Source organism: Polycladomyces subterraneus (assembly GCF_030433435.1).
Taxonomy (GTDB): domain Bacteria; phylum Bacillota; class Bacilli; order Thermoactinomycetales; family JIR-001; genus Polycladomyces; species Polycladomyces subterraneus.
In genome coordinates this window covers 55,464-71,885 of the sequence record NZ_JANRHH010000004.1, presented here as the reverse complement: position 1 = coordinate 71,885, position 16,422 = coordinate 55,464, and the positions used below count along the sequence as shown (strand labels likewise).

At 53.1% G+C, this 16,422-nt stretch carries 13 protein-coding genes; 12 read left to right on the top strand and 1 reads right to left on the bottom strand.

The genetic code is table 11. From position 1 onward, the window contains the following. The first annotated feature begins 482 nt into the window (after positions 1-482). Both NWF35_RS00785 and dapF read left to right on the top strand, forming a co-directional pair. A complete protein-coding gene (locus NWF35_RS00785; RefSeq protein WP_301237209.1) occupies positions 483-3,275 on the top strand; it encodes a calcium-translocating P-type ATPase, SERCA-type in 2,793 nt (930 codons plus the stop codon). Between the two features lie 22 nt (positions 3,276-3,297). Continuing rightward, the gene (dapF, locus tag NWF35_RS00780) at positions 3,298-4,146 is read left to right on the top strand and encodes a diaminopimelate epimerase (protein WP_301237201.1); all 849 of its coding nucleotides are present in this window, start codon (positions 3,298-3,300) and stop codon (positions 4,144-4,146) included. Positions 4,147-4,339: 193 nt separating this feature from the next. On the opposite strand, the gene NWF35_RS00775 is transcribed toward dapF, so the two are convergent. After that, on the bottom strand, positions 4,340-4,987 hold the full coding sequence (locus NWF35_RS00775; protein WP_301237200.1) for a LysE/ArgO family amino acid transporter: 648 nt from the start codon (positions 4,985-4,987) through the stop codon (positions 4,340-4,342). 539 nt (positions 4,988-5,526) lie between these two features. Between NWF35_RS00775 and NWF35_RS00770 the strand changes: the two genes are divergently transcribed. The 10 genes from NWF35_RS00770 (at position 5,527) to gmk (ending at position 16,422) form a co-directional block, all read left to right on the top strand. Continuing rightward, positions 5,527-6,882: a glucose-6-phosphate isomerase gene (locus NWF35_RS00770; protein ID WP_301237199.1), complete on the top strand. Its 1,356-nt coding sequence runs from the start codon at positions 5,527-5,529 to the stop codon at positions 6,880-6,882. A gap of 207 nt (positions 6,883-7,089) precedes the next feature. Further along, positions 7,090-8,070, top strand: a complete 981-nt coding sequence (galT, locus tag NWF35_RS00765) for a galactose-1-phosphate uridylyltransferase (protein WP_301237198.1) — start codon at positions 7,090-7,092, stop codon at positions 8,068-8,070. Continuing rightward, entirely contained in the window at positions 8,071-9,264 is a 1,194-nt protein-coding gene (locus NWF35_RS00760) for a galactokinase (protein WP_301237197.1), read from the top strand. Continuing rightward, positions 9,249-10,250: a UDP-glucose 4-epimerase GalE gene (gene galE, locus NWF35_RS00755; RefSeq protein ID WP_301237196.1), complete on the top strand. Its 1,002-nt coding sequence runs from the start codon at positions 9,249-9,251 to the stop codon at positions 10,248-10,250. The genes NWF35_RS00760 and galE overlap by 16 nt, the downstream gene beginning before the upstream one ends. Further along, complete coding sequence (locus NWF35_RS00750; protein ID WP_301237195.1) at positions 10,247-11,383, top strand: M24 family metallopeptidase; 1,137 nt, start codon at positions 10,247-10,249, stop codon at positions 11,381-11,383. Before galE ends, NWF35_RS00750 begins: the two co-directional genes overlap by 4 nt. Before the next feature lie 32 nt (positions 11,384-11,415). Next, on the top strand, positions 11,416-12,627 hold the full coding sequence (locus NWF35_RS00745) for an ROK family transcriptional regulator (RefSeq protein WP_363321519.1): 1,212 nt from the start codon (positions 11,416-11,418) through the stop codon (positions 12,625-12,627). Positions 12,628-12,964: 337 nt separating this feature from the next. Next, positions 12,965-14,374 (top strand): branched-chain amino acid transporter BcaP, encoded by a 1,410-nt coding sequence (bcaP, locus tag NWF35_RS00740; RefSeq protein WP_301237193.1) that lies wholly within the window; start codon positions 12,965-12,967, stop codon positions 14,372-14,374. 145 nt (positions 14,375-14,519) lie between these two features. Continuing rightward, positions 14,520-15,383, top strand: a complete 864-nt coding sequence (locus NWF35_RS00735) for a YicC/YloC family endoribonuclease (RefSeq protein ID WP_301237192.1) — start codon at positions 14,520-14,522, stop codon at positions 15,381-15,383. A gap of 152 nt (positions 15,384-15,535) precedes the next feature. Next, the gene (gene remA / locus NWF35_RS00730) at positions 15,536-15,802 is read left to right on the top strand and encodes an extracellular matrix/biofilm regulator RemA (protein WP_301237191.1); all 267 of its coding nucleotides are present in this window, start codon (positions 15,536-15,538) and stop codon (positions 15,800-15,802) included. Between the two features lie 14 nt (positions 15,803-15,816). After that, positions 15,817-16,422 (top strand): guanylate kinase, encoded by a 606-nt coding sequence (gmk, locus tag NWF35_RS00725; protein ID WP_301237190.1) that lies wholly within the window; start codon positions 15,817-15,819, stop codon positions 16,420-16,422.

Here is a 16,422-nt window from a genome sequence, read left to right as displayed (position 1 = left end):
TTTACCCAGTGGGAGAGATTGGTTCGCCACTGGAACCTCATACCATGACGTACACAGGAACAAACCCACTACCAGTGGGATGAGCACCGCTCATATGTTCGATTATACAGCGAATTGGTTTCTCTTGCCATCCCCAAAAGGGGGATGCCGAGCAACGCCGTCTTTCATCCTACGATTGAAACCGTAGGCTTTCAGGAGGCTTTATCTGTAAAACCGTGCAAGATTACATCAATACCATTCGATGGTCAACTATGGTAGCGGAAATCAGTTCGTGTCTGGTAACTCCTAACTTGATGAGAAGAGTGGCTTTTTTCCGGCGAGCGTCCTTTGAGCGGTTTCGTTACAGAGAGAGTAAGTTGCTCGATTGAAAATAGTGCACCGGTTCCGTGGCAGATGAATTTACGGTACTTTGCCAGCAACTATGCCCTCTGTTTCTTACAGGAAACGGGCGCTTTTTCTTCCCTTCCCCCTTATCCCCAATCATGATTCGGGGCCTGTCTGAATATGGTTACCAGAGAGGATGGGACAAAGGAGGAGGGAATGTGACGCAGCATGGGCATTGGGTGGATGTGGACATCAGGGAGGTGTTGGACCATTTCGCAGTCGACCCGACAACCGGTTTACGTACGTCCGAAGCGAAGCGGCGGTTGCGGCGGGTTGGAGCCAACCAGCTGACCGAAGGACAGCGCATCTCCCCGTTGGTATTGCTGTTGAATCAATTCAAAGATTTCATGGTGCTGGTCTTGCTAGCTGCTACGCTGGTGTCCGGCTTATTGGGTGAATACACGGATGCAATTGCGATTATCGCTATTGTCGTCCTCAACGCGGTGTTGGGATTTGTTCAGGAAGTGAAGGCAGAGCGGTCGTTGCAGGTATTGAAACAGTTATCTGCGCCCACTGCCCGCGTATTGCGGGATGGTATGTGGCAACGGATGCCGGCGGCGGAGCTGGTGCCGGGCGATGTGGTCGGGTTGGAGAGCGGAGACCGGATCCCGGCGGATGTCCGTTTTTTGCAGGTGGAAGGTCTGTATGTGGAAGAGTCGGCGCTGACCGGGGAATCACTGCCCGTGGAGAAGACGGGCGCCCGGCTGAAACGCTCCGACGTACCGCTGGGTGACCGCAAAAACATGGGATACATGGGAACAATGGTGGTGCGCGGGACGGCCAAGGCAGTCGTGGTGGATACGGGCATGCGTACGGAAATGGGACGGATCGCCCATCTCATTCAATCGACGGAGACTGTGCAGACGCCGCTGCAACGCCGTTTGGAACAGCTGGGGAAAGTCCTGATCGCGGTTGCATTGCTGTTGACGGCGTTGGTGGTGGTTACGGGCATTCTGCACGGTCATGATGCGTACAAGATGTTTTTATCCGGTGTCAGTTTGGCAGTAGCTGCCATACCTGAAGGATTGCCCGCTATCGTCACGATCGCACTTGCCCTGGGTGTGCAGCGGATGATCCGCAGGCGGGCGATTGTGCGTAAACTACCGTCCGTGGAAACATTGGGTTGTGCCACGGTGATCTGTTCGGACAAGACGGGTACACTGACACAAAACAGAATGACTGTGACCCGGGTGTGGGCAGACCGTCAGTTGTTGGAAATAACGGGAAGCGGATACGAGCTCGACGGTGCATTCCTGTCGAATGGCCGGGAGATGAGGGTCGACCAATCGCCGGCACTGCGTCGTCTATTGGAAATTGCCGTGTTGTGCAACAATGCGGCGTTGATCAGGGAGACTGCGCGAAACGGACGACTGCGACGGAAACAGGAAACCTGGCGAATCGACGGTGATCCGACGGAAGGTGCGCTGTTAGTGGCCGGGGCCAAGGGCGGCATGAATCCGGAGCGACTGGAGCGGGATTGGCGTCGGGAGAAAGAGTTTCCCTTTGACTCTTCACGTAAAATGATGTCCGTCATCGTGGAACGCGGAGAGAAACGGATGTTGTTGGCAAAAGGAGCGCCGGACGTTTTGATTGAGAAATGCACCCACATTTGGCACGAAGGTCGCATCCAACCGATGACGGAACGACTTCGGGCCGAAGCGCTGCAGATGAATGAACGTTTGGCCTCGATGGCCCTTCGCAATTTGGCGTTTGCGTTCCGTGAATTTCACGGGACGATCGCATCGGAGAGGGAAACGACGCTGGAGCGCAACCTCGTGTTCGTAGGGTTGGCCGGGATGATTGATCCGCCGCGGGAAGAAGTGCGGGAGGCGATCCTCACGTGCCGGAAAGCGGGCATCAAAACGGTGATGATCACGGGCGATCATCAGGCGACGGCGGTGGCCATTGCCCGGCAACTGGGGATTTTGCAGGCGGGAGGTTTGACAGTAACCGGAAGCGATCTCTATAATATGAGCGAGTCGGAATTGAAAGAAAAAGTTCATCATATCGACGTCTATGCCCGTGTATCTCCGGAACACAAATTGCGCATCGTCCAGGCGTTGCAGGCAAACGGACACGTGGTGGCCATGACGGGGGACGGAGTCAACGACGCACCCGCCATCAAAGCAGCGGATATCGGCATCGCAATGGGCGTCACCGGAACGGATGTATCAAAGGAAGCGTCTGCATTGGTGTTGGCGGATGATAATTTCACCACGATTGCTGCAGCCATCGAAGAGGGGCGTAGCATTTATGACAATATCCGCAAGTTTATCAGCTATTTGTTGGCGAGCAATGTGGGTGAGATCCTCGTCATGTTCATCGCGATGATGGCGGGGATGCCGTTGCCACTCGTGCCCATACAGATATTGTGGGTCAATTTGGTAACGGATGGTTTGCCCGCGTTGGCGCTCGGGGTGGACCCACCGGAGGAAAACACGATGAACCGCCCGCCGCGCAACAGCCGTGAAAGCATTTTTGCCCGCGGTGTGGGGTGGAAAATTGTGACGCGTGGTCTCTTAATCGGGGTGTTTACGGTGGGAGCCTTTTGGGTGACCTACACCGAAACACCTGACGATCTGGTTCGTGCGCAGACGGTTGCCTTTGCCACATTGGTGATGTCCCAATTGGTGTACGTATTTGATTGCCGCAGCAACCTGACCGTTTTTCACCGGCATCCGCTGGAGAACAAAGCGTTGGTGTTGGCCGTCCTCTCTTCGGTTATGCTGTTGATCAGCGTCATCTACTATGCCCCGCTCCAACCTATTTTCCACACGGTGGCATTGTCTCTGCGGGAGTGGGCGCTGGTGGTGGCCGCGTCTGCTTTCCCGACGCTGATCGCCGGATTGCTGGACAGTTTGCCGATTGCGCAGCGTCTGGTTCACGGGTGAGAAGACGTAGAAGGGGAACAAGATGAAATTCACCAAGATGCATGGATTGGGTAACGACTTTGTGGTGGTATATCAAAAAGACCCGTTGAATGAATCGCCTAGAGATTTGGCGCGGGCTGTTTGTGATCGTCATCGCGGCGTGGGTGCGGACGGACTGGTGTTCATTCTGCCGTCGGAGCGGGCCGATTTGCGGATGCGCATTTTCAACGCCGACGGTACCGAAGCAGAACAATGCGGCAATGCGGTGCGATGCGTGGCTAAATATTACTACGAATGCGTCTCCGGCGTCAAAAAGGAGCTGACCGTGGAAACCGGTGCCGGGATTCAGCGGGTATGGCTGGATGTGGCCGGCAACCGGGTGGATCAGGTGAAGGTGGATATGGGCGTTCCCGTTTTGCAGGGTGAGCAAATTCCTGTCACGATCCGCAAAGACCGTGTGGTGGAAGAACCGCTGGAAGTAGACGGACGGCATTTCGCCTTTACCGCCATTTCCATGGGCAACCCGCATGTCGTCATTTTCGTGGACGATGTTGTGAGCTTTCCGGTGGAAGCGTGGGGGCCAAAAATTGAGACGCATCCGTATTTCCCTAATAAAACCAATGTGGAATTCATCACGGTCCGATCCAACAGGGAGCTGGATATGCGGGTCTGGGAACGTGGTGCCGGTCAAACCATGGCATGCGGCAGCGGCGCTTGTGCATCCGTGGTGGCATCGGTACTGACAGGCCGAACTGGCCGCCATGTGATCGTCCACCTGTGGGGGGGCGATCTGGAAATTGAGTGGAGCGAGCAAGACGACCACGTGTACATGACCGGACCGGCGGAAGTGGTGTTTGAAGGAAAATGGTTGGGGTCGGATGCTTCCTTTTGAGATGCCCTATTCGGGTCTGGCATGAAACGCCTGCGTCTGGTGCTGGCAAGACGCAGGTGGAGCGAGACGAAAACGTAATGCACCCATTTAGACACGCTCTAGCCCGGGAAGATACCTCAGGGTACCTCCCGGGCTTTTGTGTACATCGACCCATCAAAAAAGGCCCCGCGGACTGTGTATGTAAGTCGGGTGGTTACCATGACGTCGTTGCGGCACGTTTTCCCAGCTCCACGATCAGTTGCTGGCCGATCATCGCGGCTACTCCCCAAATGATCAAAGCCGAAAGGCAATTGATCCAATGCAACCATCGTCCGCCGGTATCCAGCGTGCGTACCGCACGTCCAGCTACGGACAAACCGAAAAACCATACCCATGAGACGAGGATGCAGGAAAGTGTAAACGCCCAACGAGCAATCCCCGTGTACTGCAATGAGCTAGTGCCGATCACGCCGATGGTGTCCAGAATGGCGTGAGGATTCAGCAGGGAGACGGATAAGGCAAACGTGATCTGTTTGACCGGAGGCAGTGGTGTACGCTCTTTTTCGGAATGGGGATCGGGTGCTGATTGCCAGATGTTCCATCCCATATATAACAAAAAGAAAAAGCCAACGCCGAAGAGTGTCCATTTCAGCCATGCCAATTTGAGAACTACCAGTGACACACCTGCTACGGCCAATGCGATCAATAAGGTGTCGCAAACGGAAGCGGTCAAAACGGCTGGCAGCGACCGGGACCATTTGGGTTGAAGAGCGCCTTGGTTAAAAATAAACACATTTTGCGCACCCAACGGGATAATCAGACCGAAAGCGAGAACCCATCCGTGAATGATAGCTGCCAACATCTCCATTACTCCTCTTTTTAGAGCGTGTCTGGTGAATACTGTCCAAATTCTTCCCCGGGTTATTCCACCTGCGCCCTGCAAGGAAGCAGGTCATGGCAGCTCCGCCCCGGAGTGCAGGTCGCGGGCAAAGTAGGCTTCGCTGAGAGGAAGTTGCCCGCGATTTCATTCCTGCGCATTCCGGGTCTTCACTCGGCCGGGCTTGGTAAGTCGCTCAGGGAGAGCATTTGCTCCCACGCGGATTTACCAGACACGCCCTAGTCGTGTACTGTTTGACAGGGAAAATCTTCATGAATCCGCCATCCAACATTGTATATAATCATATGAAAAAACAGCACATTTGTGAAGTTGTTTGGTTGAGATATAAAGATATAGAGGTCGCTGTTTGATGAAAAAAGTATTTTCTAGGATGAATGACGTGATTGCTGGACAATTCTTTTGGACAACAACAAATTTGTAGTATAATCAAGCGTGGTAAGCGGTGGAATCTCAAATTCACCTATTGATTCCATTAATAGTAAGGATAACGGGGGGGATGCGCAATGACCAAACGATTGACATTCGACTATTCCAAAGCATTGACATTTGTCGGAGAGCATGAGATTGCCCAGATGGAGCCGGCCGTGCGGACAGCACATGAGCTTCTACATAACGGCACGGGAGCGGGCAATGATTTTCTGGGATGGGTGAATCTTCCCTTTGACTACGACCGGGACGAATTTGCTCGGATTCAGGCCGCTGCAAAAAAGATCCAGTCCGACTCGGACGCTTTGGTTGTGATCGGGATCGGCGGATCGTATCTGGGCGCACGTGCCGCCATCGAAATGTTGACCCACAGCTTTTACAACCAATTGCCGAAGGACAAGCGCAAAACACCGGAAATCTATTTCGTCGGGCATCACATCAGCTCCACATACACCGCTCAATTGCTGGAGCTATTGGAAGGCAAGGATATCAGTGTCAACGTGATTTCCAAATCGGGCACGACGACGGAACCGGCCATTGCGTTCCGGTTCTTCCGTGAATACATGGAAAAACGCTATGGCAAAGAAGAAGCACGTCGGCGCATTTATGCCACCACTGACCGGGCCAAAGGTGCGCTGAAAAAACTGGCCGATGCCGAAGGATATGAAACGTTCGTCATCCCGGACGACGTCGGCGGACGCTACTCTGTATTGACGGCGGTGGGGCTGTTGCCGATCGCTGTGAGCGGAGTGGACATCGAAGCGATGATGGCCGGAGCCCGCGACGCTGCGGAAGCGTATCGCAACCCCGTGTTGGCGGAAAACCCGAGCTATCAATATGCAGCGGTTCGCAACGCACTTTATCGAAAAGGAAAAACGACGGAGCTTTTGGTCAACTATGAGCCGTCTTTCCATTATTTCGCCGAATGGTGGAAACAATTGTACGGTGAGAGTGAGGGGAAAGACCAGAAAGGAATTTTCCCGGCCGCTGTCGACTTTACCACCGATTTGCATTCGATGGGGCAATACATCCAAGAAGGGTTGCGCAACATCTTTGAGACCGTGATCCGCATCGACCAACCCCGTGTGGATCTGACCATCCAGTCCGACGAGGAAAACCTGGACGGATTGAATTATCTGGCCGGTCAAACGATGGACTTTGTAAACAAAAAAGCGATGGAAGGAACGCTTTTGGCTCACACCGACGGCGGTGTGCCCAATCTGGTTGTGGAAGTGCCGGAAGTCTCCCCTTATTATTTCGGCCAATTGGTCTACTTCTTTGAAAAGGCGTGCGGCATCAGCGGTTATCTGCTTGGAGTCAACCCGTTTGACCAACCTGGGGTGGAAGCTTACAAGAAAAATATGTTTGCGCTCTTGGGTAAACCCGGGTTCGAATCTGATCGGGAACGTCTGCTGAAACGGCTGAACGGATAACAATACCAACGGGAGGATCAGATAGAATCCCAATACGTTGCTGAGTCTTCATCAAACAAGCCCGAGTCTCAACGTCCACTCATCCCAAAAGATGAGTGGACGTTTTCTCTTTCGCTATTGTCAAAAAAATCTGCTTTACAAATAAAAGAAAGCGCTTTATCATAAAGATACATAATTAATTAATTTAAGTTAGAGGGGGTAAGTCAGGTGGAACTCCGATACAATCCGCTGTTGGATGATTGGACCATGGTGGCCAGCAACCGTTCGCACCGGCCGACCATGCCCAAGGACTTTTGTCCGTTTTGCCCGGGGTCGGGGAAGGTGCCGGATGATTACGATGTCTATGCCTACGACAACGATTTCCCGGCGTTGATGCCCGATCCTCCGGAACCGGATCCGGTCGGCTCATCACTCTACCAAACCAGAAAAGCCCGCGGCAAATGCGAAGTGATTTTGTATTCTCCGGAACATACGGTCACGTTGCCTCAGCTGTCGGTGGATCATATCGAAAAGCTGGTCGATCTGTGGACCGAACGATTCGTCGAATTGGGACAGGACCCTGCGCACCAGTATGTGTTGATCTTTGAAAACCGCGGTGAGGAATGCGGTGTGACCATGCCCCACCCGCACGGTCAAATTTATGCCTATTCACAAATGCCGCTCAAAATCCGCACTGAATTGGCCAATTGCCGAAAACATCACGAACGGACCAAGCGTTGCCTGATTTGCGATATGAACCGGGAGGAAAAGGCATTTGGGCAACGGGTCATCACCGAGAATGATTCATTTCTGGCGTATCTTCCCTTTTTCACCGACTACCCTTACGGATTGTTTATCGTGAGCAAAAGTCATAAAACCGCCTTACCGGATTTCACGCGGAAGGAGAAGCGGGATTTGGCCGAGATGCTCAAACACATGACCGGCACGATGGATGCGCTGTTCGACCGGTTGTTCCCCTACATGATGGTACTTCATCAACGTCCGGTCAACGGAGACGATGTGGAGGCGTACTATCATTTTCATATCGAATTTTATCCACCGTTACGCGACCGTAATAAACTGAAATTTTATGCTTCTTCGGAAATGGGAGCATGGGCGGCCTGCAATCCTCACGCTGTCGAACAAACGGCGGAGCAGATGCGGGAAGCGTATCGCCGATATCTGGATAAGGAGGGGCGGAGTTCATAAATGGCGGGTGAAAAATGGTTCCGCGAGTTTGAACGTCATTTCGACGAGGGTGGCGGGGTCCGCGTCTTTTTTGCTCCGGGAAGGGTGAATCTGATCGGGGAACATACTGATTATACGGGCGGTTTCGTTTTTCCGGCGGCGCTGACGTTTGGCACGTGGGTATTGGTTCGTCCGCGCAGAGATGGTTGGTTTCGATTCGCGTCATGCCAAATGGAAAGGGAAGTCCACTGTCGGGTGGATGAAATCCGATTTCGTCCGGAAGACGGCTGGGCCAACTATCCCAAAGGAATTATCCACCAGTTTTTGGAGAAAGGTGTCCAGCTGGACGGAGCGGACATGCTGTATCACGGTAATATTCCGATGGGATCGGGATTGTCCTCGTCGGCTTCCATCGAGATGGCCACAGCGGTGGCTTGTCAAGCGCTGGCCGGGACGGATTGGCCGATGGTGGAGCTAGTCAAAATGGCGCAACGTGCGGAAAACCATTTCATCGGTGTCCAATGCGGGATCATGGATCAATTCGCCTCCGGCATGGGACGAAAAGATAACGCCATCCTGTTGCATTGCGACACTCTTCGGTACCGGTACGCACCGCTGGAACTGGGCGATTACCGGTTGATCATCACCCATACCAACAAACCGCGCGAACTGGCCGATTCCAAATATAATGAACGGCGTGCCGAATGCGAGGAAGGGTTTAAGCAAATCCGCTCCTGGTTGGAAAACGCATCTAGTCTTGGTGAGGTGGATGTGGACACGTGGCAACGGGTGCGGGAGCGGGTATCTGATCCAACGCTTCGGAAACGGTTGACGCACGTGGTGGAGGAAAACGCCCGTGTCCATGCATCCGTCGAAGCGTTGGAGGAAGGGGATTTGATCGCGTTTGGCCGTTTGATGATCCAATCGCATGAATCCTTGCGCGATTTGTACGAAGTGACCGGGAAAGAGCTGGATGCCCTGTTTGATGCAGCTCGACAGGTGGATGGATGCATCGGTACGCGCATGACGGGAGCGGGATTTGGTGGATGCACGGTTAGTTTGGTGCACCGGGATGCAGTGGAGACGTTTCAAGAGGAAGTCGGGAAACAGTACGAAAGGCAGACGGGATTGACACCCGCTTTTTATACGGCGGAGATCGGAGACGGTGCACGCGAAGTGAGCGAGGAGGTTTTCACATCATGGCGATTCTCGTAACAGGCGGTGCCGGTTATATCGGGAGTCACACGGTAAGCGAACTGTTGGACCACGGAGAAGAAGTGATTGTGCTGGACAATCTGGAAAAAGGGCATCGGGAAGCGGTGTTGGCGCAGACGTTTATCCACGGCGATGTACGCGACCGCGAGCTGTTGGACCAGATTTTCCGTCGGTACGATGTGGAGGCGGTGGTTCATTTCGCCGCATATTCCTTGGTCGGCGATTCGATGAAAGATCCGTTGGCCTACTACGACAACAATGTCGCAGCCGCACAAATTCTGTTGACCAAGATGATCGAACACGGAGTGAAGCGCATCGTATTTTCGTCGACAGCCGCCACGTATGGTGAGCCCAGACAAATTCCCATTCAGGAGACGGACGCTACCGAACCAACCAATGCATATGGCGAAACGAAACTGGCCATCGAAAAAATGATGAAATGGTGTGAACAAGCCTATGGATTGCGTTTTATTTCCCTGCGGTATTTCAACGCGGCAGGTGCGCATCCGGACGGTCACATCGGAGAGGATCATGACCCGGAAACCCATCTGATCCCGATCGTGCTGCAAGTAGCCCTCGGCCAACGGGAGGCATTGTCCATTTTTGGCGATGATTATCCGACCGAAGACGGGACTTGCATCCGGGATTATGTACATGTGATGGATTTGGCGCAGGCGCATCGGTTGGCGCTGGAAAAATTGCGAGAAACAGGGAAAAGCGGTATCTACAATCTGGGAAGTGGAACCGGTTTCTCCGTGAAACAGGTGGTAGAACGCGCACGGGAAATCACCGGACACCCCATCCCCACCCGTGTGGCACCGCACCGACCGGGAGATCCAGCCGTGCTGATCGCATCCTCACAGAAGGCGCGGGAAGAGTTGGGATGGCGACCGCAATTTGAGGATTTGGACACGATCATCACCACGGCCTGGGCATGGCACCGATCCCATCCGAACGGATACAGAAAAGAGGAGATGCGCGGATGACAAGGGCGGTTGAAGCGGAGCCGATTGCCATCGTGCAAGAGCGCCTCGCCCGACTTCGCAGATGGGCGGCACAAAACGGACTGGATGGTATTCTGTTGCGAAAACGGCGCAGTTTCGCTTGGTTGACCATGGGGCGATGCAATCATATCGTCTGGACAACGGAAGAAGGGGTTGCCGATCTGCTGATTTTCCACGATCGGGCGTTCTGTGTAACGACACGGATGGAGTCCGACCGAATCAAAGAGGAGGAGTTGGCGGGCCTGGGATTTGAGATGATCGCTTCGGAATGGACCGAGGGGGTATTGCCCATACTTCGCCGATTATGTGCGGGGAAAAAGATCGGGGCTGATGTATGGCCGGATGCATTGGGTATCGAGAGCGCAGTCTATATGGGGGATGCACTGTTTCGGTTGACCTATGTGCTGGAGAAAGAGGAAATACGGCGCTACGCATGGCTGTGTCGACAGGCGGCGATGGCTGTTGAGGAGACTTGCCGGGAAATCCGACCGGGGATGAGCGAATGGGAGATTCAATCACGTCTGGCAGAGAAGATTTTGCCACACGGCATTTTCCCCCAGGTGATCCTAGTGGCCACAGATGAGCGCGTGTTCCGTTATCGTCATCCTATCCCCACCGCCAAGCCGCTCGAGCGATACGCTATGATGGTACTCTGTGCGGAAAAATGGGGATTGGTGGCCAATGTGACGCGTTTGGTCCACTTTGGTCCCCTGCCGAAAACGTTGTCCGATCGTCGTTGGAAACTGGCCGAGATCGACTTGACCATGAATCTTGCCACCCGGCCGGGAGTCCCGATCCGAGACGTATTGCGGGCGGGCATCGAGGCATACCGTCGGGTGGGACATCCGGATGATTGGCGATATCTTCATCAGGGCGGACCTACCGGGTATGCCACCCGTGAGTTTTTGGCGACACCGGATTGTGAGGGGGTGGTGCAACTGCATCAGGCATTTGCCTGGAATCCCTCATTGCCGGGTATCAAATCGGAAGATACGATATGGGTGGATAAACAAGCGAATCACTTTCTTACCCACACCGGAAATTGGCCATATATTATAATGGAAAGGGATGGACAAGTCTACCAACGGCCGGATATTTTAGTGATACAGCAGTAACGAGCTGGGAAGGAGTCAAAGCCGTGTCGCGGATGATTCAAGTGGGAAGTTTCCGTTGGATGAAGACGCTCAACAAGTCAACCATCCTGAATATGATTCGTCTTCACGGACCCATCTCCAGAGCGGAGATTGCCAAGATGACCAAATTGACGCCGCCCACGGTGACCAATATCGTTGGTGAACTGTTGGAGTCCAATCTGGTAATCGAGGCGGAATTGGGAGAATCGACAGGTGGCAGAAAGCCGATCATGTTGAAGATCAACGCCGATGCATTTACCGTCATCGGCATCTACGCCGGTGCGAAAAGGATACGGGGCGTGGCGGCCAACTTGGAGGGAGAGGTCCAGCATACCGTACATGTAGAGATTCCACCTGAACCGACTGAGGAAGCGTTTGTGGATCTCGTCCAAGGGGCGATCCGACAATTGTTGGATCGCGCAGATCTCCAGACACGGCCTTGTCTGGGCATCGGGGTAGGGATGCACGGCCTTGTTGATACTGAAAAGGGGGTGTCCATTTTTGCCCCCAATCTCAATATCCGGGATTTGCCATTGAAAGATCGATTGGAACAAGCGTTTCAACTGCCCGTCGAAGTGGAGAACGACGTACGAGCGCTCGCTTTGGGGGAAAGTTGGTTTGGATTGGGAAAAGATATCGCAGATTTCATTTGCGTGCATGTGGGAACGGGGATCGGTGCCGGAATTATCTTAAACAACGAGTTGTATCGTGGACCGTCGTTTACCGCAGGTGAGATTGGACATACCACCATAGACCTGAACGGTCCGAAGTGCGGTTGCGGCAATGTGGGATGTTTGGAGGCGCTGGCGGCAGGTCCGGCCATTCTGTACCGGGTAAGAGAGGCGATCAGACAAGGTCGATCCACTGTATTGGCGGAGTGGGTAAACGGGGAGACGGAACGGTTGACAGGGGAGATGGTTCACCTGGCAGCTCAGCAAGGAGATGAATTGGCGATCGAAGTGTTGGCTGATGCGGGCCGTTATCTGGGGATCGGTCTCGCCAACCTGATCAATACGCTCAATCCCTCCCGCATCATCTTGAGCGGTGGTGTGGCGCGCGCCGGCCACTTTGTATTGGAGCCGCTTCAACAGACCGTAAAAGAACGGGCGCTCTCCGCCGCAGCCAAAGATGTCGCCATCATGTGTTCCCGACTGGGGGACAACGGTGCGGCGATCGGTGCGATGACATTGGTGTTGCAGGATTTGTTCATGCCCTCCTACGCATAAGCGTAGGATCTTGCTATTTATTATCCGAATAATTATTATATTTTAATTAGAGGGGGTGATTAGAATATCAAGAATCATAAAACGATAAGGGGATTAGTGGATAATAAAAGATATATTTCCAATTCTTTTATTTAGCTGATGCGAGCTGCTTCGCTGTTGACATGTAAGAATGAGGGTTATGGCGATCATGGTGGGCTGATGGTAGGGGAATAAGAGGTAAAATTCGTTAATTGACTACAAAACATTACATTTGTTACAATGTGAACGATTTTATTTATCAAACAATTCAATAAGAGTTTGATATTCGGGTGATGGGTACGCTAAGTCGCAGGAGGAGATGAACATGAGTCTATTCCGGAAAAAGAGTATCAACCAATTGATCCAGTCAAGCAGAACAGGAAAAACCCTGAAAAAAGATCTGACCGCTTGGGATCTCACTCTGCTGGGGATCGGAGCGATCATCGGAACGGGTATTTTCGTTCTGACTGGAACCGGTGCGCTGAAGGCGGGCCCGGCTTTGACCCTGTCCTTTATCGTGGCCGGTTTGGCTTGTGCGTTTGCCGCCCTTTGTTACGCGGAGTTCGCTTCTCTCGTGCCGGTGTCGGGTTCGGTATACACGTACAGCTACGCCACTTTGGGCGAATTTGTGGCTTGGATCATCGGTTGGGATTTGGTGTTGGAATATTTGTTGGCGACCAGTACGGTTTCCGTCGGCTGGTCAGGATATTTCCAATCACTGTTAAAAGGGTTGTTCGGTTTTGAACTGCCGGTGGCATTGACCGCCGCTCCTGGTGCGTTGCCGGGTAAAGCCACCTTTTTTAATCTGCCCGCATTTCTCATCGTGCTGGTGATTACCTTCTTGTTGGCACGGGGAATCACGGAGTCCAAACGAGCCAACAATATCATGGTCATCATCAAAATCCTCGTTGTGTTGCTGTTTATTTTTGTGGGTGTCCAATATGTCAAACCGGCGAACTGGATGCCGTATATGCCGTTTGGTTATCAAGGCGTGTTTTCTGCAGCAGCACTGGTCTTTTTTGCCTACATCGGGTTTGACGCCGTGGCCGCGGCCGCCGAAGAAACAAAAAATCCGCAACGCGATTTGCCGCGCGGTCTCCTTTATTCTCTGGGGATCTGTACGGTATTGTACGTGGTGGTTTCCGGTATCATGACGGGGATGGTGCCGTTTAAACTATTCGCCCAAGACCAATCTCACCCGGTCTCATTGGCGCTGGAACGCGTGGGTCAAAACTGGGTGGCCGGATTTGTCGACCTGGGGGCCATCATTGGGATGACCACGGTGATGTTGGTGATGTTGTACGGTCAAACCCGGATTTTCTTCGCCATGTCCCGTGACGGCCTGTTACCGAGGAAGTTTTCGGATGTGCACGAAAAATATCGGACGCCGTATGGTGCCACTTGGTTCCTGGGGCTGATCGCCGCGTTGATCGGTGCACTGGTGCCGTTGGACAAGTTGGCCGAGCTGGTCAACATCGGCACGCTGGCTGCATTCACCCTGGTGTCCTTCGGTGTGTTGGTCCTGCGCAAAACGATGCCAGACGTGAAACGCCCGTTCAAAGTGCCCGGGGTTCCGGTTGTACCGATTTTGGCCATATTATTCTGCGTCTTCCTGATGACGCGGTTGGCCGCGATTACGTGGATGGCGTTCGTCATCTGGCTTACCATCGGATTGGTGATTTACTTCGGCTATTCCCGCAAGCACTCTGCATTGAGCGAAGCGGAATAAATGTTGACCGTACAGACAGGCTGACCCGTTTGGGGCAGCCTGTTTCGTTTCCATCAACCCTGATGCGAACGCGGTTACTTCACTTGTGAGTCAACGGGAAATCTTTTAGAATAAAAACATGGAAGAAAAAAGGAATATCCGCAGTATGACAGGCTACGGTCGCGGTGATCGAGAAAAGGACGGTATTCGCTTCATCGTGGAAATCCGCTCGGTCAACCATCGTTTTTTGGAGATTATGGTCCGGTTGCCGTCAGGGTGGATGATGATGGAAGACCCTGTGAAAAAAGCGGTGCAATCCGTTGTCAAGCGGGGGCGTGTTGACGTGTTCGTCACCCTGGAGACGGGAGACCGGGAGCAAACGGCCGAAGTGGATTGGCAGTTGGCGCAAACGCTTGTCCATACCGTGAGGGAGATGAATCAACGCTTGGGATTGTCAGGTGAACCGACTGCCATGGATTTGTTGCAGATGCCCCAAGTGTGGACGTTACGTGAGAGAGAAATCGAACCGGAGCATCACCAGTCTCTGTTGCTGGAAGCGGTTCATGAAGCTTGTGAGGCGTTACTCCAGATGCGTCAGCGGGAAGGGCAAGCGTTGGCGGAGGATCTCGCCCACAGAATCGGCAACCTGACCCGTTTGGTGGATCAAATCCGGAAACGCGCACCAGTGGTAGTAGAGGAATACCGTACCCGTCTGCGTCAACGATTGAGCGAGTTTTTGTCGGAAGTGAAAATCGACGAAGACCGATTGCTGACGGAGGCGGCCATCTTTGCCGATAAATCAGATATCCAGGAAGAATTGACCCGGCTGGAAAGTCATGCCCGTCAGTTTCTTCAGTCGCTCGGTTCAAATGAACCAGTGGGACGTCGCCTCGATTTTCTGCTGCAAGAAATGAATCGTGAGGTGAATACGATCGGTTCCAAATCGGGCGACCGTCTCATCAGTTCCTGGGTAGTGGAGTGCAAGAGCGAGCTGGAAAAAATGAAAGAACAAGTGCAAAACATCGAGTAAGACGGCAATAATGGAAGGGTAGAATTGATTCCCGGGTCAAAAGGATCTAAAATGGGGATGAAGGAATTCCGTACCGGTCCGCCCATCGGCTCCGGGCGGTTGATCCATCACGACGAGCTCAGTTTTCTCAGTGGAGCGAGGAGGCACTTGGATTGGGTATCAAACTGATCAACATCGGTTTTGGCAACATCGTCTCAGCCAACCGGATCATTTCCATCGTCAGCCCGGATTCCGCACCGATCAAGCGGATCATACAGGAGGCGAGAGAACGCGGCATGTTGATTGATGCCACATACGGCAGACGTACTCGAGCGGTGATCATCACCGACAGCGATCATGTGATTTTGTCTGCCGTTCAGCCGGAAACTGTGGCGCATCGCCTGACGAGTAAAGATCACAATGAGGAAATTGTCGAATAGGAAGGATTTGTTGCATGCAATTCTCCCATCAAAAACAAGGTCTTCTCATCGTTCTTTCCGGCCCTTCCGGGGCGGGAAAGGGAACTGTTTGTGCGCGTTTGCGCAATTTTATGCCCGAGTTGACCTATTCTGTCTCCGCCACGACACGAAAACCGCGTGAAGGAGAACAAGAAGGGGTCAATTATTTTTTCAAGACGCGAGAAGAGTTTGAAGAGATGATCCGCAACGACGAACTCTTGGAATGGGCCGAATATGTGGGGAACTACTATGGGACCCCCCGTCGTTTTGTCGAAGAACGCCTTGCCGAAGGACAAGACGTTCTCTTGGAAATCGAGGTACAGGGGGCTATGCAGGTCAAACGACGTTTTCCCCACGGCGTGTTCATCTTTTTGGTACCCCCTTCATTGGAAGAATTGAGACGGCGGATTGAAGGAAGGGGTACTGAAACGGACGAAGTGGTTGAGCAGCGACTGGACACCGCTGCAAAAGAACTGGATCTGATCCAACACTATGACTACGTGGTCGTCAACGACCGTGTGGATGCGGCTTGCGATCGGATTCGTTCGATCATTATCGCTGAACATTGCCGCAGAGAACGCCTCATGGCCATTTGGGAATAG